This is a genomic window from Micromonospora sp. A202 (assembly GCF_006715105.1).
In the GTDB taxonomy this organism is placed as follows: Bacteria; Actinomycetota; Actinomycetes; order Mycobacteriales; family Micromonosporaceae; genus Micromonospora; species Micromonospora zamorensis.
In genome coordinates, this window is the sequence record NZ_VFMP01000001.1 from 387,984 (window position 1) to 403,037 (window position 15,054).

The 15,054-nt window shown below is 73.1% G+C and carries 16 protein-coding genes; 8 read left to right on the forward strand and 8 right to left on the reverse strand.

The annotated features are described in order from the left end of the window. Positions 1–43: 43 nt before the first annotated feature. On the reverse strand, positions 44–1,483 hold the full coding sequence (locus FBZ33_RS01855) for a hypothetical protein (protein WP_141907794.1): 1,440 nt from the start codon (positions 1,481–1,483) through the stop codon (positions 44–46). A gap of 129 nt (positions 1,484–1,612) precedes the next feature. On the opposite strand from FBZ33_RS01855, the gene ndhC reads away from it, so the two are divergent. Beyond that, positions 1,613–1,990, forward strand: a complete 378-nt coding sequence (gene ndhC / locus FBZ33_RS01860; protein ID WP_141907795.1) for an NADH-quinone oxidoreductase subunit A — start codon at positions 1,613–1,615, stop codon at positions 1,988–1,990. Positions 1,991–2,057: 67 nt separating this feature from the next. Here the strand turns inward: ndhC and folP are convergent, their stop codons facing one another. Continuing rightward, the gene (folP, locus tag FBZ33_RS01865) at positions 2,058–2,927 is read right to left on the reverse strand and encodes a dihydropteroate synthase (protein WP_141907796.1); all 870 of its coding nucleotides are present in this window, start codon (positions 2,925–2,927) and stop codon (positions 2,058–2,060) included. A gap of 155 nt (positions 2,928–3,082) precedes the next feature. Here folP and FBZ33_RS01870 point away from each other — a divergent pair, with 155 nt between their 5' ends. Together FBZ33_RS01870 and FBZ33_RS01875 are read left to right on the forward strand one after the other, a co-directional pair. Next, entirely contained in the window at positions 3,083–3,682 is a 600-nt protein-coding gene (locus FBZ33_RS01870) for a DivIVA domain-containing protein (protein ID WP_141907797.1), read from the forward strand. After that, positions 3,679–4,176 carry an SRPBCC family protein gene (locus tag FBZ33_RS01875; RefSeq protein WP_141907798.1) on the forward strand — a complete coding sequence of 166 codons (498 nt, stop codon included), beginning with the start codon at positions 3,679–3,681 and terminating at the stop codon, positions 4,174–4,176. The genes FBZ33_RS01870 and FBZ33_RS01875 overlap by 4 nt, the downstream gene beginning before the upstream one ends. Here FBZ33_RS01875 and FBZ33_RS01880 read toward each other — a convergent pair. Further along, complete coding sequence (locus tag FBZ33_RS01880; RefSeq protein WP_141907799.1) at positions 4,121–5,014, reverse strand: sterol desaturase family protein; 894 nt, start codon at positions 5,012–5,014, stop codon at positions 4,121–4,123. The genes FBZ33_RS01875 and FBZ33_RS01880 overlap by 56 nt on opposite strands. Positions 5,015–5,151: 137 nt before the next feature. On the opposite strand from FBZ33_RS01880, the gene FBZ33_RS01885 reads away from it, so the two are divergent. Together FBZ33_RS01885 and FBZ33_RS01890 are read left to right on the forward strand one after the other, a co-directional pair. Next, positions 5,152–5,733, forward strand: a complete 582-nt coding sequence (locus FBZ33_RS01885) for a DNA-3-methyladenine glycosylase I (RefSeq protein WP_099856976.1) — start codon at positions 5,152–5,154, stop codon at positions 5,731–5,733. Between the two features lie 13 nt (positions 5,734–5,746). Then, entirely contained in the window at positions 5,747–6,370 is a 624-nt protein-coding gene (locus FBZ33_RS01890) for a hypothetical protein (protein WP_141907800.1), read from the forward strand. On the opposite strand, the gene FBZ33_RS01895 is transcribed toward FBZ33_RS01890, so the two are convergent. Genes FBZ33_RS01895 through FBZ33_RS01910 form a run of 4 tightly spaced genes read right to left on the reverse strand, consistent with a single transcriptional unit; the run spans position 6,367 to position 10,595 of the window. Beyond that, complete coding sequence (locus FBZ33_RS01895) at positions 6,367–7,608, reverse strand: DUF1501 domain-containing protein (RefSeq protein ID WP_141907801.1); 1,242 nt, start codon at positions 7,606–7,608, stop codon at positions 6,367–6,369. The genes FBZ33_RS01890 and FBZ33_RS01895 overlap by 4 nt on opposite strands. Positions 7,609–7,622: 14 nt before the next feature. Next, positions 7,623–8,921, reverse strand: coding sequence for a DUF1800 family protein (locus FBZ33_RS01900; protein ID WP_141907802.1), 1,299 nt, complete (start codon positions 8,919–8,921; stop codon positions 7,623–7,625). 59 nt (positions 8,922–8,980) lie between these two features. Beyond that, positions 8,981–9,772, reverse strand: coding sequence for an enoyl-CoA hydratase-related protein (locus FBZ33_RS01905; RefSeq protein WP_099850290.1), 792 nt, complete (start codon positions 9,770–9,772; stop codon positions 8,981–8,983). A 4-nt stretch (positions 9,773–9,776) separates the two neighbouring features. Beyond that, positions 9,777–10,595: a PaaX family transcriptional regulator C-terminal domain-containing protein gene (locus tag FBZ33_RS01910; RefSeq protein ID WP_088951363.1), complete on the reverse strand. Its 819-nt coding sequence runs from the start codon at positions 10,593–10,595 to the stop codon at positions 9,777–9,779. A gap of 190 nt (positions 10,596–10,785) precedes the next feature. Between FBZ33_RS01910 and FBZ33_RS01915 the strand changes: the two genes are divergently transcribed. Beyond that, positions 10,786–10,953, forward strand: coding sequence for a DUF3117 domain-containing protein (locus FBZ33_RS01915; RefSeq protein ID WP_007455245.1), 168 nt, complete (start codon positions 10,786–10,788; stop codon positions 10,951–10,953). A 147-nt stretch (positions 10,954–11,100) separates the two neighbouring features. Further along, positions 11,101–12,576, forward strand: a complete 1,476-nt coding sequence (locus FBZ33_RS01920) for a M17 family metallopeptidase (protein ID WP_141907803.1) — start codon at positions 11,101–11,103, stop codon at positions 12,574–12,576. Between the two features lie 5 nt (positions 12,577–12,581). Here FBZ33_RS01920 and FBZ33_RS01925 read toward each other — a convergent pair whose 3' ends face one another. After that, complete coding sequence (locus tag FBZ33_RS01925; protein WP_256440149.1) at positions 12,582–13,301, reverse strand: O-methyltransferase; 720 nt, start codon at positions 13,299–13,301, stop codon at positions 12,582–12,584. 278 nt (positions 13,302–13,579) lie between these two features. On the opposite strand from FBZ33_RS01925, the gene FBZ33_RS01930 reads away from it, so the two are divergent. Then, positions 13,580–15,025 carry a S1C family serine protease gene (locus tag FBZ33_RS01930; protein WP_255508692.1) on the forward strand — a complete coding sequence of 482 codons (1,446 nt, stop codon included), beginning with the start codon at positions 13,580–13,582 and terminating at the stop codon, positions 15,023–15,025. Positions 15,026–15,054: the final 29 nt, after the last annotated feature.

Here is a 15,054-nt window from a genome sequence, read left to right on the forward strand (position 1 = left end):
CACCGCGGCGACCCCGACCGGGTGCGGCGGGGTCGCCGAGCGATCACTCGACCGGGTTGGGCGCGGGTCCGGGCACCGGGCCGTTGAGGCGGCGGCGCAGCGAGATTGTGGCCAGGGTGAGGGCGAGCACCACCAGCAGCGCGGAGACCACGATCAGGATGATCGCGGTGCGCTGCACCGAGGTCATCCCGCCGTCGCCGTTGGCAGCACCCCCGGGGAGTACGCCCTGGGAACCGGTCGGTGCGGGCGGTGAGACCACCGGCGTGGCCAGCGCGGCCGCAGCGGTGATCCGGAAGCTCATCTGGAGTTGCCGGGTCGCGCCGCTGCGTGGGTCGAGTTGACCGATCAGGGCACCGGACAGCGGTGCCGCCCGCTGAGCCTCCGGCGTCGCCTCCACCGGCAGCCGCAACTCGGCGGTCTTACCCGCCGCCACCAGGCCCGCGTCGCAGCGGGTCCGGGTCGGGTCGACCGCCACGCAGCCGGGCGGCGGAGTCGGAACGGTCACCCCGGGTGGCAGCACGACCTCGACCTGGCCGGTGGCGTCCACCGCGCCGGTGTTGCCCAGCCGGAGCGCGAGGGTGCTGGCGGCGCCGCTGATGTCGAAGGCCACCTCGTCGGCGGCGAGAGCGATCCCGGGCGCCGGCGGGCCGGGCGGGAAGAGCACCGCGAAGCCCTGGTCGTCCTTTGCTTCCCCGGGCACTCCCGGCGCGTCCGCGACGACCTGGACGGAGCCGGCGAGCGGCATCTGCTTCCACGCGCTGCCGTCGACCCGCAGGCGGAGCAGAGCGCTGAACCGTACGCCCGCCTCGGCTGTCCAGGCCCCGCAGCGGTACGTGCCGTTACCGGCGGCGGTGCAGCCCTTCGTGCCGACGTCGGTCAGCCCGGCCGGCAGCGTGTACGAGAGCCGGATCCGCTGCGCGGTCGTGCCCGTGTTGTTGACGGTGACCTGCAACGTGGTGGCCGTGCTGGCGGCGTTCCAGTAGGCCTCGGTGAGGGTGACGTCCTGGGTGGTGACCTGGACGCCCAACGGGCTCGGCGGCGGCGCCGCCGAGCCCGGGGGAGGCGGGCGGACTGGCGGGACCGGGGGTGGCGGCGCGATCGGGGGCACCGCCGTCGGTGGTCCGCCGGGCGCGGGCGCAGTGGTGGTCGGTGCCGGAGGCACCTCCGGGGCGGTGGTCACCGGTGGTGGCGGTGGCGGTGGCGTCGTCTCCGGTGCGGGTGCGGTGGTCTCCGGTGCAGGGTCGGTGGGCAACGGATCCGTCGGCTCCTCGGTCGGAGTCGGATCCTGCGACGCGGTGGTCTCCGGTTCGCTGACCGGGTCGGTCACCATCACGACCGGCTCGGGCTCCGGCGTCGCCGCGTTGGCTCCGGTCGGTCCCACGGCGAGCGCCGCGAGCAGGCCGAGCGCGAGCGCGGCCGCCAGCGAGGGCGCGGCACGCCGCACCTCCGCCCGTCGACCGGGCAATGCCTTCACGCGGGCCATCTGTCCTCCGTGCCGTGGGTGGGGGTCCAGTATTCGGTAACAGTTGCCCTGGTGCACTAGTCCCGTCCGGAAACAAATCCGTAACGTGTTTGGGACGACGCCTCCGGGCGGACGGTAGGCTCCCGAACTGTGACCGGATACCTGGGCTCGTACGTGACGCTCGGGCTCTTACTGCTCGCCAGCGTCCTGTTCTTCGTTACGGCGTTCTCGGCCAACCGGGTGTTACGTCCGGCGCGTCCGGCCGACCCGCCCGGCAAACGGACCAGCTACGAGTGCGGTCTCGACCCGGTCGGCGCGGACTGGGCGCAGATGCAGATCCGCTACTACGTGTACGCGTACCTGTACGTGCTGTTCGCGGTCGAGGCGGTGTTCCTCTTCCCCTGGGCGGTGGTCTTCGACCGGCCGGGCTTCGGCCTGGTGACGGTGGTGGAGATGGCGGTGTTCGTGGCGGTGCTCGCGCTCGGCATCCTCTATGCCTGGCGAAGGAACATCCTCCGCTGGACCTGAGCGTCGCGACCTCCGGCGATCGTGTCGGCCCGCCCGGCCGTTCCCGGTCGGTTACGGCGATGACCGGTCAGGCCAGCCCTCGGCGGGTCGCTGCCGGCGGGCGGTCACCCCGGATCGAGGCCACCATGTCCAGCACCCGGCGGGTGGGGCCGACCTGGTGGGCCCGGAAGACCCGGGCGCCCAGCCAGGCCGACACCGCCGTCGCGGCCAGCGTCCCCTCCAGCCGTTCGGCCACCGGCAGGTCCAGCGTCTCGCCGACGAAGTCCTTGTTGGAGAGCGCCACCAGCACCGGCCACCCGGTCGCGGTCAACTCGTCCAGTCGGCGGGTGATCTCCAGGGAATGCCGGGTGTTCTTGCCGAAGTCGTGTGCCGGGTCGATGAGGATGCCGTCGGGGCGTACCCCTGCCGCCACCGCGCGCTCGGCGAGCCCGGTCACCGTCGTCACCACGTCGGCGACCACGTCGTCGAAGGCGGCCCGGTGTGGCCTGGTCCGGGGGACCAGGCCGCCGGCGTGCGAACAGACCAGGCCCGCGCCGGTCTGCGCGGCCACCCGGGCCAGCGCCGGGTCGGCACCCGACCAGGTGTCGTTGAGCAGGTCGGCGCCGGCCGCCACGGCCTCCGTGGCCACCTCGGCGCGCCAGGTGTCGATGGAGATGACCACCTCCGGGAACGCGGCCCGGACGGCGGCGATGGTGTCCACCGTGCGCCGGATCTCCTCGGCGGCGCCCACGTCCGCGCCGGGGCCGGCCTTGACCCCGCCGATGTCGATGATGGCCGCGCCCTCGGCCACCGCCCGCTCCACCGCGCGCAGGGCGCTGTCGGCGGCGAAGGTGGCCCCCCGGTCGAAGAACGAGTCCGGCGTGCGGTTGATGATCGCCATCACCACCAGCTCGCCGGGGGCGAACGTGCGCCCACCCAGCCGAAGCGCCCCCGCCATGCCGCCTCCTGAGAGTCCGCGCCGTCGCCGCCGCGTCGGCCGGTCCCGACGCTAGTCGGTCGACGGAGGAGAACCGTGGGCGGGAGCCCGTTCCGATCATGATCGGAACGGGTGGCGGGGTCGCTCCTGGCCGGCCGTCATGCCACGATCAGTGCATGGGTCATCTTCTGCTCCTTCTGGTCGTGGCATTGACCGTCGCGGCGGTGATATTCGGCGTTACGGTGCTGGTCAGCGGCCGTGATCCCGGCCTGGTGCCCACCGAACCGGACTCTCAGGCCGTGGCGTTGCCGGGCACCCGTCCGCTGCGCGAATCCGACGTGGGGGCGGTCCGTTTCGACACCGGGTTGCGCGGGTACCGGATGGCCCAGGTCGATCAGGCGATGCGCCGCGCCGCCTACGACATCGGCTACAAGTCCGAGCTGATCGGCGTACTGGAGGCGGAGGTCACCGCGTTGCGTGAGGGCCGCACCGACGACGCGGAGGCGCTGCGCCAGGCCCGTGAGCAGTCCGCCAGCAAGGCGACGAACGCGGACGTGACCGACTCGGACGACAACGCGTCATCGACCGATGTCGTGGGTTCCGACGCCGGCCCGCTGCCCGCCGCCACGTCGTCTCCGGCGGATTCCGACGGTGTGGCCCCGCTCGACGGCGAGCCGCCGGTCGACAGCGAGCCCGTCGATCGTGAGCAGACCGACGGCGCGTCCGCCGACGGCACCGGGCAGCGCGACGTGGTGGTCCGGTCGGAGTCGGCGTGACCGACCCGGGAGGCGCTGACGATCTTCGGGAGGCAGCCCGACCCGGCGCCGGCGAGGTGACCGCCACGGTGATCGTCGACGCCCCGGCGGAGCAGGTCTTCGCCGCGCTGCTCGCCTGGGAGCGCCAGTCCGACTGGATCCCGTTCACCCGTGTCCGGGTGGTCGAGGGTGACGGGCGCGAGGGCAGCCGGATCGAGGCGGTGACCGCGGTCGGCCGGGCCACGTTGCGCGACGAGATGCGGGTGGTCCGGGTCGACGAACCGTACGAGATCGGCGTCGTGCACCACGGTCAGTTGCTGCGTGGGCCGGGCGTGCTGCGCTGCACCCAGTTGGGCCGGGCCCGCACCCAGGTCGTCTGGCACGAGTGGTTCCACCTGCCTGGCGGCCGAGCCGGTCGACTGGCCTGGCCGCTGCTCTGGCCCGGCTCCAAGCTCGGCCTCACCCAGGCGCTGAAGAGGTTCGCCCGTCTGGTCGAGCAGGGCCAACTGCCCTGACCGCGCCCGGTGCCGGCTGCCAGCCCGGCGCTCGGAAGAGGTGCCCGACCCGATGCCGCCAGGTCGCCGCGGCGCGGAGGTCCCGGGCGATCGAGGCGTACTCGTGGAAGGCCACCCGGACGGGGTTGTAGCTGCCGACGTTCTTGGTGAGGCCGTACACGCAGCGCTCCCGCTCGGCGGCGAACGAGCCGAAGAGCCGGTCCCAGACGATCAGGATGCCGCCGAAGTTGCGGTCCAGGTAGCCGCCCTGGGAGGCGTGGTGCACCCGGTGGTGCGACGGGGTGTTGAACACCGCCTCGTACCAGCGCGGCATGCGGTCGATGCGTTCGGTGTGGATCCAGAACTGGTAGAGCAGGTTGACCGAGCCGCAGAACGCGACCACCGCCGGGTGTACGCCGATGAGGATCAGCGGGATGTAGAAGACCCAACTGGTCAGCCCGGTCCACGGTTGGCGCAGCGCCGTGGAGAGGTTGAACCGCTGCGACGAGTGGTGCACCACGTGTGAGGCCCAGAGGATCCGGATCACGTGGTGGCCGCGATGGGACCAGTAGTAGAAGAAGTCCTGCGCGAGCAGGATCAGCGGCCAGGTCCACCAGACCTCGGCCACCCGCAGCGGGGTGAGCGCGTAGAGCAGCGCGTACGCGGCGGCGATCGGCACCTTCCAGAGCAGGTCGGCGAAGATGCTGCCCAGGCCCATCGCCATGCTGGTCGCGGTGTCGGCACCGCCGTAGCCGACCTCGTCATCGTCGCGGTGCAGCAGGTAGGAGACCCGCTCCAGCACGATGAGCAGCACGAAGGCCGGGATCGACCAGGCGATGACGTCCGGGAATTCCTTCATCGCGCGGCCTCCGCTCGCCGTCGCCGGTCGGGGCGCACCGCTGGGTGACCCCGAGCTACCGGTCGGTAACCAGCACCTTAGGCAGCCGAACGCCCGGTGGCAATGGGGTGTCGGTGCGATGCCCTAGCGTGTACGAGGTGACAGACCTGGTGATCGGCGCCGACGGCCTGGCGCGCTGCGCGTGGGGGTCGAGCACCCCGGACTACGCCGTCTACCACGACACCGAGTGGGGGCGGCCGCTGCGCGGCGACGACGCGCTCTACGAGCGGATGACGCTGGAGGCGTTCCAGTCAGGCCTGTCCTGGTTGACCATCCTGCGCAAGCGCCCGGCGTTCCGGCTGGCCTTCGACGAGTTCCACCTCCCGACCGTCGCCGGATACGGCGATGCCGACGTGACCCGGCTGCTGGCCGACGCGGGCATCGTCCGTAACCGGGCCAAGATCGAGGCGGCGATCGCCAACGCCCGCGCCGCACTGGAGCTGCCGGAGGGGCTGTCCGCGCTGCTCTGGTCCTTCGCTCCGGAGCGCCGGCCGGCCCGTCCCGCCTCGTTCGCCGAGCTGGCACCGATCACTGGAGAGTCGACGGCGATGGCCAAGGCGCTCAAGAAGCGCGGCTTCCGGTTCGTGGGCCCGACCACCGCGTACGCGCTGATGCAGGCCACCGGCATGGTCGACGATCACATCGTCGGCTGTCACGTCACCCTCCCATCGGCGACATGATGAGATGGCAGACATGACGACCGAGACCGCGTACCGGGCCGGTGGCCCCGGCCGTGCCGACGGGGTGGGCACCTGGGCCGTGCTGCTGCCAGCCGAACGGTACGAGGCCGAGCGGCTCGTGCACCACGACACGTTGGAGCTGACCGGTCTGACCGATGTCGTCCGACCGGGCCCGGGAGACCAGGTGGCGGTGCTGGTCGACGCGCCGCCGCGGCTGGTGGCGCTCGGCCGGGTCGCCGCGACGGGTCAACGCCACCGGGAAGACCCGGACGACCCGCAGTCCGACGTCGAGCCGGGGACGCTCGTCGTGGCGTACACCCGCAGGGCCTTCGACGAGCCGGTCCCGGCCGACCTGCTGACGCTCGACGGGCCGGTCACCGCGCTGGAGCCGGCGGCCTTCCGGGCGCTGGCCGACCAGCTCGGCCCGCCCCCGGCGCGGCGCACCTGGCTGGTCAGCCTCGACCTGCCCATCGAGGCCGCCACGCCGGCCGAGGCGGTCCGGCTGTTCTGGTCCTACGTGCAGGAGCTGGGCCCCCGCGAGCTGCCCGCCTTCGTCTCGCCGGCCGGTGACGAGCTGGCCATGCAGGCGTTCGTGCTGGGCGAGCAGGCCAACCAGGACCCGGAAGAGGACGACTAGAACAATTTGTCCACTCGTCCCCGCCAGTCCGCGAGGATCGGGCCCGGGTCGGTGTCCAGCACCCGTTCCAGCACTGTGGCGTACACGTCCCGGAAGTCGGTGGTGAACTTCAGGTCGCCGTCGTCGAGGTCGGTGAGGCTCGGTGCCGCCCCGTGCCAACCGCCGCGTACGCCCGCGCCGAGCAGCAGCACGTCCGAGGCGGTGCCGTGGTCGGTGCCGTCCGAGGCGTTCGCCCGTACGCGGCGGCCGAACTCGGAGTAGACCGCCACCACCACCTTCCGACCCGCCTCGGTGCGGCTCATCCGGTCGGCGAACCCGGTCAACGCCCGGTCCAGTTGGCCCAGCAGGACGGCCTGCAACTGCTTCTCGTCCGCATGCGTGTCGAAGCCACCGAGCGACACCGAGAACGCCCGGGTGGACACTCCCGCCTCGACGCACTGCGCGACCAGGTCCAGCTGCGCGTCCAGCGGGGTGCGCGCCCCGCCCGTCGCCGTGGCGGGTGCCTGCTCGCCGTCCGGGTCCGCCGTGTCCGGGTCGGCGGCGTCGCGTACCTGGCGGATCATCTCGTCCACCGACCGCAGGTCGGCGAAGCAGGCGGCGGCCCGGCTCCGGGCCGCCGACTCACCGGCCTGGGCGGCGGCGAGCGCGGCCAGCGTCTCCGCGGACAGGCCCTTGGCGGCCTTCCGTTCGGTCACCGGCACGGCGGCGCCGGCACTCTGCGCCCCGGCCAGCAGCGGCGGCAGCGCCGGCTCGAAGGAGACCGCCAGCCGGGGGTCGCCGCCGGCGGAGTCCAGCCAACGGCCCAGCCACCCGGTGTTGCCCGGCCGGTCCGGCTGCGCCGTGTGCCAGATGTCCATCGACCGGAAGTGGCTGCGATCCGGCTTCGGGTAGCCGACCCCGCGCACGATCGCCAGCCCGCCGCCGGACCAGCGCTGGTGCAGGCCGGCCAGCGCCGGGTTGAGACCGAAGTCGTCGTCCAACTGCAGCACCTCCCCGTCCGGGTACGCCAGCTCGGGGCGGGCCGCCCGGTAGGCCGGGTCGCCGTACGGGATGACCGTGTTGAGCCCGTCGTTGCCGCCGTAGAGGGTCACCAGCACCAGCGTGCGGGCCTGCGGATCGCGGTCCCCGCTGGTGTCCAACAGGTCCCGCAGGCTGTACGCGCCGGCTCCGGCGGCCAGCGCGCCCGCGCCGACCACCCCGCTGGTCAGCAGGAACCTGCGTCGGGTCAGGGTGTCCATGTCGACTCCTCCGCTCAGCTGACTGTGTATTCGGGGCTGACCAGGCCGGCGGCCAGCAACTTGCGGGGCTCGTCGGCCAGCGGCGTGAGGGCGGCACGGGTGCGCGCGCTCCAGCCGTCGACCACCAGCAGTCGGGCCAGCGCGTCCGGTCGGCCGGCGGTGGGCGCGGCGGTCAGCCGGGCCAGCACCGCTGGTGCCGTTGCGGCGGCGAGCATCCCGGCGGTGCGCAGCCGGGCCTGCAACGACGAGGTGGTCAGCCAGGCCGCCCCGGCGGGCCAGCCACCCACGCTGGGCGGTCGCAGCGGCACCTGGTCCAGGGCGTTCAGACCGGCCAGCAGTTGTTTGCGTTGCTGCTCGGGCAGGGCGGAGGGTCGGATGCCGAGCTGGCGTAGCGCACCGACCAGCCACTCCACCGGCTGCTTGACCAGCGTGCCCCGGGACTGGGCGAAGGCCGGCGTGGAGAAGAGCGCGCGCAGGGTCACGGCGGTGTCCGCGCCGGCCAGGCCGTCCGGTGCCGGCACCTCGGTGCCCGCGTAGCGGAACCAGAGCCGCCGGGCCACGAAGGTCGCCGCCGCGGGTTGGGCGGCCAGCAGCCCGGCGTACGCCTCGGCGTCGAACCGGCCGCTCTGCCCGAGGATGGTCTTCTCGCCGGGGTCGTGCCGCCTGGCCTCGAACCGGGCGACACCGGTACGCCGGTCGACCACCCAGCCCGTCAGGGCGCGCGCGCCGGCCTTCACGTCCGCCTCGGTGTAGTTGCCGATGCCGAGGGTGAACAGCTCCATCAGCTCGCGGGCCAGGTTCTCGTTCGGTGCCTTGCGGGTGTTCTTCTGCCCGTCCAGCCAGATGATCAGGGCGGGGTCGCGCACCATCGCCGCGACCAGCGGGCCCAGCGGCCCCCGTCCGTGGCGGCGCAGCGTCTCCAACTGGCCCAGCATCGTCCGCGCGGACTTGACTTTCTGAGCGCTGGTCGCCCAGTGCCCGTGCCAGAAGAAGAGCAGCTTCTCGGTCAGCCCGTCCTCGGCGGCCACCATCCGGTCCAGCCACCACCCGGTGAGCTGCTGGAGCTGCTCACGGCGCTCCGCGTTGGCCTGCTGCCGCTGCTCCCGGGTGGATTCGCCGGTCAGCCGGGCGTACGGGTCTGCGGCCAGGGTCGGCGGTGGGGTGGCCGCCGCACCACGGTCGGTCCGACCGGGGGCGAGCAGCCGGTCCAGCGTCGCCGCCGGGCCGGTCCGCTCGGCCGCGTCCACCTCGTCCGCGGTCGGCCCGAAGGTGGCCCGGCGCAGCAGGTGCGCCACCGCTTCACGATCGCTCATACCGGCCGACGCTAGGCGGCCCGTGTTCGAGGACGGTAAGGGCGGCGTCCGAATCGCGTTCAGCGTCCCTCGAAGACCGGTTTTTGCTTGGCGACGAAGGCGAGCGTGGCCGCCCTGTGGTCGGCGGTGGCACCGCAGATCGACTGGGCCTGCGCCTCGGCCGCGAGGGCGTCGGCGAGGGTGCCGGCGTCGGCGATGGAGAGTTGCCGCTTGATCGCCCCGTACGCGACGGTGGGGCCGGCGGCGAGGCGGGCGGCCAACTCCTGTGCTGCCGGCAGCACCTGCTCGTCGTCGTCGGTCAGCCGGTTGAGCAGCCCCAGCCGGCAGGCCTCCTCGGCGCGGACCGGCTCGGCCAGCAGCAGCAGCTCCACCGCCTTGGCGTGGCCGACCAGTCGGGGCAGCGTCCAGGAGGCGCCGGTGTCGGCGGCGAGGCCGACCTTGGCGAAGGCCATCAGGAAACTGGTCGTCGGCCCGCCGATGCGGATGTCGGCGAGGAACGCCAACGACGCGCCTGCCCCGGCGGCCATCCCACGGACCGCGGCGACCACCGGCTTGGGCAGGTTGGCCAGCCGGGCGGCGATCGGGTTGTAGTGCGCCCGCACGGTGCCCAGCGGGTCACTGGCGGAGTTCTCCAGGGTCGACACGTGCTCGCGCAGGTCCTGACCGGCGCTGAACGATCCGCCCGCCCCGGCCAGCACGACCGCGCGGCAGGACCGGTCGGTCTCCAGCTCCGCCAGGGCGTCCCGCAGCGCCTCCTTGAGCGCCACGTCGAGCGCGTTCATCGCGTTCGGCCGGTTCAGCGTGAGGGTGACGACGGCGTCGGTCCGGTCGACCAGCAGCGGCTCGGTCACGTGTCTAACGACCCTTCTGTCGGACGAGGCGGTTGCCGGCGTCGAGGCACTGTTCGACGTACCGGTCGGCGGCCGGACGCAGACGTGCCGCGTGCCGGTCGAAGAAACTGGCCGCGGCGGTGCCGGGCCAGCGCTCGGGCAGCAGCGCCGGGGGCAGCTGCGGGTCCTGGAACAGGAACGTACGCCACGCGTGCACGAGCCGGAACCTGGTCGCGTACGCCTCCTCGTCGCTGCTGCGCACGGTGACCGCCGCGAGCAGCGGGCGCTGGTCCGCGACGAACCGCTCGTAGGCGTGACCGATCTCGGTGAGGTTCCACGCCCGCCGGACCACACCCATCGCGCCGGGGGTGCCGGCGAAGTGCGAGGCGGTGAACCGCTCGAACCGGATGCCGGCCTCGGCGAGGAGCAGGTCCACGTCCTCGGCGGGGCGGGTGGCGACCCAGGTCTGCTCGTCGAGGGTGCCGTAGCCGAGGAAGCTCAGGTTGGAGGCGAGCCGCTGCCGGTCCCGTCGGGAGCCGGGGGCCTCCAGCACCAGCAGATCGAACCGGCCGTCCCAGGTGACCCGGCCGGTCCGGTAGATCCGGGCCGCTGCCTCGTCGAGTCGTCGGGCTGCTTTCGGTGTGATCGAATATCCCGGTCCAGAGACCAATCGGAGTGGCTCCAGCCAGCCCTGGCGCACCATCCGAGACACTGCGGTGCGAACGGCTGGCGGTGCGATTCCCAGCGGCGCCAGCAGCTTGACCAGGGCAGCAACCGGTGCACGGCCACCCCTCGGACGGAGGTGGTCGCCGTACAGGTCGAAGAGTGCCGACCGTGCCTGCATGACCGCACATTGTGACAGGCCTTCTCAAGATAAGCTAGATGCTGTTACATCAATGCTGCTCCGGTTTGGGTCCGGCGGTGTTCATCAGGGAAAATCGTTGGTCGACACCCCCGTGACCGTTGCGGGTGGTCGAGACGAAGTGGCTGTGGGGCAACCCACCGACCCTGGTGTAGGTCTGAGGGGAGACAACATGGCGGCGATGAAGCCGCGGACGGGCGACGGTCCGCTGGAAGTCACCAAGGAGGGGCGGGGCATCGTCATGCGGGTCCCGCTGGAGGGCGGTGGCCGGCTCGTCGTCGAGATGACTCCCGACGAGGCCAACGCGCTCGGTGACGCGTTGAAGGCGGCGGCCGGCTGAGTAAGGAGTGGTCCGGGCGGCTCACGCCGCCCGGAGCGTTCTTGCGACCCTGAGCCACCGGTAACGCCGGTGGCTCAGGGTCTTCATCAGCGCGGGCAGGCGGGCTCGGTTCCGCTCCGCGACACTTTCCTGGAGGTACGGTCCCGCGTGCTCGCCATCCGTCTGATCGCCGAGCCCGACCGGCTCGACGTGCTCGTCCTGCCTGTTCGCACCGCCGATGCGGCAGCGGGAGGTGACACCTCGGCCGAGCCCGTCCCGACCGCCGTGGCACCCCCGGACGGCACGGCCGACGAGGCCGCCGCGCTGGTGCCGGCGGCCCGACTGAGCGGACGGGCCGGTGAGATCCACACCCAGCTCCGCCCCGGGCGTACTCCCGGCCGGCTGCTGCTGCTCGGCATCGGTGACGGAGACGAGGCGGCCTGGCGGACGGCTGGCGCGGCCCTGGCCCGCTCCGCCGCAGATGAGATCCATATCACCATCGCGTTGCCGGCCGACGTGGCTCCGGCCGCCGTCCGCGGGTTCACCGAGGGGCTGCTGCTCGCCCCGTACCGGTTCCGGATGACCGAGGCCGGCACCACACCGGCGCTCAGCAGCGTCGATCTGCTGCTCGCCGACCCGGGCGCGTTCGAGGCCATCGTCGCCACGGCCCGGACCACCGCGGCGATGACCCACCTCGCCCGTGACCTGACCAACACCCCCAGCTCGCTGAAGAACCCGCAGTGGTTCGCCGAGCAGGTGGCCTCCGCCGCAGCCGACCTGCCGGACCTGCGGCTGCGGGTCCGTGGCCCGGACGAACTGGCCGCCGAGGGTTTCGGCGGCATCCTCGCCGTGGGCGGCGGCTCGGCCAGCGGCCCCCGACTCGTCGAACTGGACTGGCACCCCGCCGACGCGCGTACGCACGTGGTGCTGATCGGCAAGGGCATCACCTTCGACACCGGCGGCATCTCGATCAAGCCGGTGCCGGCGATGAAACTGATGCGCAAGGACATGGCCGGCGCCGCCGCCGTCGTGGCCGCCACAGTGGGCGCCGCCACGCTTCGGCTGCCGGTCCGGATCACCACGCTGGCCCCGCTCGCCGAAAACATGGTCAGCGGCTCCGCGTTCCGCCCCGGCGACGTCATCCGGCACTACGGCGGCACGACCAGCGAGACGACCAACTCCGACGCCGAGGGCCGGCTGGTCCTCGCCGACGCCCTCGCGTACGCGGTGCAGCAGCTCAAGCCGGACCTGCTGCTCGACCTGGCCACCCTCACCGGCGCCAACGCCGTAGCCCTGGGCAAGCGCACCGCCGCCCTGTACAGCGAGAACGACCAGCTGGCCGCCGACGTGCGGGCCGCGGCCGAAGCAGCCGGCGAGTCGGTGTGGCGGATGCCGCTGCACGGCGACTACGTCGAATACCTGGGCAGCGAGATCGCCGACCTCTACAGCGCGCCGGCACAGGGAGCCGGCTCGGTGCTGGCCGCCCTCTACCTGCGTGAGTTCACCGGCGACCTACGCGACCGCTGGCTGCACCTGGACATGTCGGCCCCGTCCTGGGCGGATGGCGACCACGCAGAGGTCAGCAAAGGCGCCACCGGCTGGGGCGTCCGGTGGTTGCTGCGCTGGCTGGCCAGCGTCGACTGACCAGGTCAGCACTTCACCGCGGCGAGCACCCCGTGGCCGACCGGAAGCAGAGCGGGGATCCAGTGCTCCGACTCCCGGACCGCCTTGATCGTCTCGCGGACGGTCACCGTCTCCGCGTCCCGAGCGGCCGGGTCACCGATCCGGCCGCCGGCCAGCACACCGTTGAGCGCGAGCACGCCCCCCGGGCGCAACAACCGCAGCGCCGCCTCCACGCAGGCGTGGAAGCCTGTCGCCTCCGCGTCCACGAAGACCAGGTCGTACGCGCCATCGGCGAGCCGGGGCAGCACATCCAGCGCCCGGCCGGTGATGATCCGCGTACGGCCGGCGGCGAAGCCCGCCTCGGCGAAGATCCGTCGCGCGATCCGCTGGTGCTCCACCTCCACGTCGATGGTGGTGAGCACGCCGTCGGCGCGCATGCCGCGGAGCAGCCAGACGCCGCTCACCCCGGTGCCGGTGCCGATCTCCACCACGGCGCGGGCGTTGCCGGCAGCGGCCAGCAGCCGCAGCGCCGCTCCCGCGCCGGGGGTGACCGCGTCGAGGCCCACCTCCCGGGCCAGGCTGCGGGCGGTGCGCAGAACGAGGTCCTCGGTGACGTACGACTCGGCGAACTGTTGAGCCTGTGCCGTCGAACTGCCGGAACCGGCGACCGTGGCGATGGGGCACCTCCGGGGGCGGTGCGTGGTGCGGGGGCGGGTTGGCACTGTGAGCGTAGAGGCGACCGTCATGAGGCGCAGCCGCGCCTCCGCCTGTTGCGATCACCGGGGCAAGCGGTGACTCCATCGCGGGCATCCGTGCAATCCTGGAGGCGGTATCCCGTCAGCCGCGACCGAACCGGCCCGTGGCCGGGCGACGCGGCGCGGGATCCGGGGACGGACTGGGAGGCACCGACGTGACCGACGGCTGGGACTGGCGCCGGGGCGGTGAGACCCCGGCGGGACTGCCCGTGGCAGGGACCCCTCCGGCGGGATCGCCGACCACGCCAGGGGCTGGCAACGTGCCCGTCGTGCCGTCAGCCGGCGGCCCGGCACCAGGGCACCCGCCGACGACGCCCGGGGCCGCTGTGCCGCCCGTCGGGCCCTCGTCGAGCTGGCCCGCACCCGGCACCTACGGCCCGGCTGGGGCGCCGCCCTGGCCCGCAGCTGGCGCGTACGGCCCAGCCGGAGCGCCGCCCTGGCCGGCACCTGGCACGTACGGCCCGGCTGGGGCATCGCCGAGCTGGCCCGCACCCGGCACGTCCGGCACGGCCGGGGCGTCGCCCTGGTGGTCGGACGCGCTTGCCGATCCATGGCGGGACCCGGCTGCGCCGACCGCGGTGGTGGTGCCCGGCGTGGTGGCGACCGGCACCGAGCCCGAGGCGGTCACCGACCCGGACGCGCCGGGCCGACCGACGCTGCGTCACCTGCTGCTCATCCCCGTACTCACCGCTCTGCTGGCCGGCACCCTCGGCGGCGCGCTCGGCTACGCGTTCGCGGTCCGCGGCGGGGCCGGTGAGGCGGTGCTCGGCGGTGCGCCCGCGGAGGCCCCGGCGCTGGCCCAGCGCAAGCCGGAGTCACTGGCCGGTGTCGCCGAGCGGGTCCTGCCCAGCGTGGTCACCGTGCGGGTGAGCAGTCTCGGCGGCACCAGTGAGGGCTCCGGCTTCATCGCCACCGCCGACGGTCATGTGATCACCAACGACCATGTGGTGGCCGGCGGCACCGGCAAGGCCTCGGTGGTCTTCAACGACGGCAGCACCGCGCCGGCGACCATCGTCGGTCAGGACCCGGAATCGGACATCGCCGTGATCAAGGTGAGCCGGCCCGGCCTGCGGGCGGTGGAGTTCGGGGACTCCGACGCGCTGGCCGTCGGCGACCCGGTGCTCGCCATGGGCTCACCGCTCTCGCTGGCCAACACGGTCACCGCCGGCATCGTGAGTGCCCTGGACCGGACGATGCAGGCAGGTGAGCCGGGCGGGCCGGTGCGCTACTACGCGGCGATCCAGACCGACGCCGCGGTCAACCACGGCAACTCCGGCGGGCCGTTGGTCGACGGCGCCGGGCGGGTGGTCGGGGTCAACTCCACGATCAAGTCACTGGTCGCCGAGGGGCAGGAGGCCGGCAACATCGGCCTCGCCTTCGCCATCCCGATCAACCAGGCCAAGCGGGTGACCCAGGACATCATCGGCACCGGCAAGGCTCGGCGTACGGTGATCGGCGCCCGCGTGGACGGCCCGACCGGAGCTCTCGGGGGTGGCCTGCGGCTGGCGGAGGTGGAGCCGTCCGGCCCGGCGGCCGGCGCCGGGTTGAAGGTCGGCGACGTGATCCTCAAGATCAACGGCCGGCCGATGACCGAGCCGACGGACCTGACCGCGCTGGTACGCAAGTACGCGCCGGGATCGGTGGTGACCGTCGAGTTCCGGCGGGGCTCCGACCGGCAGAACACCTCGGTAACTCTCGCCGCGGACGCGAAGTGAACAGCGGCTCACCCCTTGCCCGAACGCCT

Excerpts from the sequence above, each read along its gene's own strand:
- FBZ33_RS01855 (WP_141907794.1), bottom strand. The coding sequence starts at position 1,483 with ATGGCCCGCGTGAAGGCATTGCCCGGTCGACGGGCGGAGGTGCGGCGT.
- folP (WP_141907796.1), bottom strand. The coding sequence starts at position 2,927 with ATGGCGGGGGCGCTTCGGCTGGGTGGGCGCACGTTCGCCCCCGGCGAG.
- FBZ33_RS01870 (WP_141907797.1), top strand. The coding sequence starts at position 3,083 with ATGGGTCATCTTCTGCTCCTTCTGGTCGTGGCATTGACCGTCGCGGCG.
- FBZ33_RS01880 (WP_141907799.1), bottom strand. The coding sequence starts at position 5,014 with ATGAAGGAATTCCCGGACGTCATCGCCTGGTCGATCCCGGCCTTCGTG.
- FBZ33_RS01890 (WP_141907800.1), top strand. The coding sequence starts at position 5,747 with ATGACGACCGAGACCGCGTACCGGGCCGGTGGCCCCGGCCGTGCCGAC.
- FBZ33_RS01895 (WP_141907801.1), bottom strand. The coding sequence starts at position 7,608 with ATGGACACCCTGACCCGACGCAGGTTCCTGCTGACCAGCGGGGTGGTC.
- FBZ33_RS01900 (WP_141907802.1), bottom strand. The coding sequence starts at position 8,921 with ATGAGCGATCGTGAAGCGGTGGCGCACCTGCTGCGCCGGGCCACCTTC.
- FBZ33_RS01910 (WP_088951363.1), bottom strand. The coding sequence starts at position 10,595 with ATGCAGGCACGGTCGGCACTCTTCGACCTGTACGGCGACCACCTCCGT.
- FBZ33_RS01915 (WP_007455245.1), top strand. The coding sequence starts at position 10,786 with ATGGCGGCGATGAAGCCGCGGACGGGCGACGGTCCGCTGGAAGTCACC.
- FBZ33_RS01925 (WP_256440149.1), bottom strand. The coding sequence starts at position 13,301 with ATGACGGTCGCCTCTACGCTCACAGTGCCAACCCGCCCCCGCACCACG.